The following is a 3,011-nucleotide window of genomic DNA, read 5'->3' as shown; positions in this document are numbered from 1 at the left end:
CGACGCTCCGGGCGGTGACGAGCCCGTGGCCGGGACCCCCTGATGCGCCGCCGGCCGGCGGCACCCGGGCCGCGGCGGCCCCGGGCGCCCCTGCCGTCCCGGCACCGCTTCCGCGTCGTCGTCCCGCTCGTCCTGCTGGCCTTCGTCGTCTCGGTGCTCCTGGTCGAGGGGTACACGACCCGGGGCTTCTCCGGGGACCAGGAGGGACGCGCCGGGAGACCGGCCGCCGGCGTCCCCCGGGAGGTCACCGGCGGCGGCCCGGTCGTCGACACCACCCAAGGCCACCCGCGCACCTACCGGGCACCGGCCCGGACGGTGGTCCTGACCTTCGACGACGGTCCGGACCCCGTCTGGACGCCCCGGATCCGGGCCGTCCTCGACCGCCACGGCATACCCGGCACCTTCTTCGTCACCGGCCGGCAGGCCGTGCGCCACCCCGCGGTACTGCGTGATCTGATCCGCTCCGGTCACGAGATCGGGGTGCACACCTTCTCCCACCGGGACCTGGCCACGCTCTCCGCGAGCGAGACCGACCGCGAGCTGGCGCTGACCCAGCTCGCCCTCGCCGGAGCCGGGGGCGTCAACAGCTCGCTCCTGCGGATGCCCTACTCCTCGACCACCACCGCCCTGGACGGACCGGCCTGGTCCGTCGCCCGGCACCTGGGCGAGAAGGGCTACATACTGGCGTTCGTCGACCAGGACACCGGGGACTGGCGGCGGCCGGGCGCCCGGGCGATCGCCGACGCGGCCACACCGGACGCGCCGGGCCGGGGAGCGGTCGTCCTCCTGCACGACTCGGGCGGGGACCGGTCGCAGACCGTCCGGGCGCTGGACGTCCTGATCCCCCGGCTCCAGGCCCAGGGGTACCGCTTCACCACGATCGCCGACCTCGTCGGCACCGACGGTCTCACCAGCCCCGTCGACGCGGGAACCCTGTGGAAGGGCCGGGCGTTCGTGGCCGCCGTGGCCGTGTCGGACACGGTGGTGTCGGTCGTGGGCGTGCTGCTGCTGGTCGTCGGGGCGCTCGTCCTCGCACGGTGCGCTCTGATGCTGGTCCTCGCCCACCACCACGCCCACCGGCGCCCGCCCCCCGGCGCCGGCCCGCCCGTCACCCGGCCCGTCAGCGTCGTCGTCCCCGCGTACGACGAGAGACCGTGCATCGCCAAGACGCTCCGCTCGCTCGCCGTGAGCGATCACCCCGTGGAGATCATCGTCGTGGACGACGGTTCCGACGACGGCACCGCCGACGTCGCCGAGTCGCTCGGCCTCCCGGGGACCACGGTGCTCCGCCGGCCGAACGGCGGCAAGGCGGCGGCCCTCGACGCCGGCGTCCGGCGGGCCTCCCACGACCTCGTCGTCATGCTCGACGCCGACACGGTCTTCGCCCCCTCGACCGTCCACCGCCTCGTCCAGCCGTTCGCCGACCCGGCCGTCGGCGCCACCGCCGGCAACGCCAAGGTGGGCAACCGCCGGGGTCTTCTGGGCCGTTGGCAGCACATCGAGTACGTGATGGGCTTCAACCTGGACCGCCGCACGTACGACCTGCTGCGCTGCATGCCGACCGTCCCCGGAGCCGTCGGGGCCTTCCGCGTCACGGCCCTGCGGGACGCCGGGATGATGAGCGGCGACACCCTCGCCGAGGACACCGACATCACCATGGCCCTGCACCGGGCCGGGTGGGAGGTCCGCTACACCGAGGACGCGCTCGCCTGGACCGAGGCGCCGGCCACCCTGCGGCAACTGTGGCGCCAGCGCTACCGCTGGAGCTACGGCACCATGCAGGCCGCGTGGAAGCACCGGCACGCGCTGGTCGAGCGCGGCCACGCGGGACACTTCGGCCGCCTCGGGCTGCCCCTGCTGGCCGTCTTCCAGATCCTCACCCCGCTCCTCGCCCCGCTGATCGACCTGCTGACCGTCTACGGCCTGGTCTTCGGCGACCCGTTCCGCACGATGCTGGCGTGGACCGGTGTGCTGGCCGTGCAGACCGTCTGCGCGGCCTACGCCTTCCGCCTCGACGGTGAGAGCCTCCGGCCGCTGTGGACGCTCCCGCTGCAGCAGATCGTCCACCGCCAGCTCATGTACCTGGTGCTCGTCCAGGCCTGCCTCACCGCGGTCAACGGGTACCGGCTGCCCTGGCAACGCCTCAAGCGCAGCGGCGACGTCGTGCTGCCGCCCCGGCTCCCCGCCCGGGAGCGGTGAGCGCCGGCCGGGGAAACACCGGGCGGGACCCCTCACGGCCGGTCTAGCATGAGGGTCATGACCTGGCGACATTGATCCACCAGCCGCGCCTCCCGAGGGCCGCCTCCGGCGCCGTACGTCCTCCACGTCCGGTGTCCGAACCGCCCCCACGGGAAGGCCTCATGACTCCCACGCCCACGCGTGCCACCGACGTCCGCGTGCGACGGCTGACGACCACGCTGTACGGCTACGCGTTCCTCGAAGACCTCATCCTGCTCTACCCGGTGTACGCGCTGCTGTTCAGCGACGCCGGCCTGTCCGTCGGGCAGATCTCCTCCCTGTTCGCCCTCTGGTCGGTGACCGGTGTGCTGCTGGAGGTCCCCTCCGGTGTCTGGGCCGACGCCGTCTCGCGCCGGCTGCTGCTGTGGCTCGGCCCGCTGCTCACCGCCGCCGGCTTCGCCCTGTGGGTGATCGTCCCGTCGTACGGCGCCTTCGCCCTCGGCTTCGTGCTGTGGGGCGCCGGCGGGGCGCTCGGCTCCGGTGCGCTGGAGGCGCTGGTCTACGACGAGCTGGAACGGCTCGACGCGGCCGGCCGCTACGCCCGGACCATGGGCCGGGCCCGCGCGGCCGGGCTGGTCGCGGTGATGGCGGCGATGGGGCTGGCCGGCCCCGTGCTCACCTGGGGCGGCCACACCGCCGTCGGGGCCGCCAGTGTGCTGGTGTGCCTGCTGGCGGCGGTCACGGCACTCCGGTTCCCCGAGCACCGCTCGCCGAAGACCGGGCACGAGAGCCGGACGGCGCCCCTGCGTGCCGGACTCGCCGGGACCCGCGCC

The 3,011-nt window shown here is 74.5% G+C and carries 2 protein-coding genes; both read left to right on the top strand.

Going from position 1 to position 3,011, the window contains the following annotated elements; genetic code table 11:
• Positions 1 to 42: 42 nt before the first annotated feature.
• A complete protein-coding gene (locus B7767_RS43230) occupies positions 43 to 2,199 on the top strand; it encodes a bifunctional polysaccharide deacetylase/glycosyltransferase family 2 protein (RefSeq protein WP_107486661.1) in 2,157 nt (718 codons plus the stop codon).
• Positions 2,200 to 2,360: 161 nt separating this feature from the next.
• Positions 2,361 to 3,011 (top strand): MFS transporter (locus tag B7767_RS43225; protein WP_143653026.1); only part of this gene is annotated, 651 nt, incomplete at its 3' end.

The sequence above is a fragment of the Streptomyces sp. 13-12-16 genome, from assembly GCF_002114215.1.
Taxonomy (GTDB): Bacteria; Actinomycetota; Actinomycetes; order Streptomycetales; family Streptomycetaceae; genus Streptomyces.
Note: the sequence above shows the minus strand (reverse complement) of the source record. Positions and strands in the feature narration are given on the sequence as shown.

Coding starts and splice junctions, on each gene's coding strand:
- B7767_RS43230 (WP_107486661.1), top strand. CDS start 43: ATGCGCCGCCGGCCGGCGGCACCCGGGCCGCGGCGGCCCCGGGCGCCC.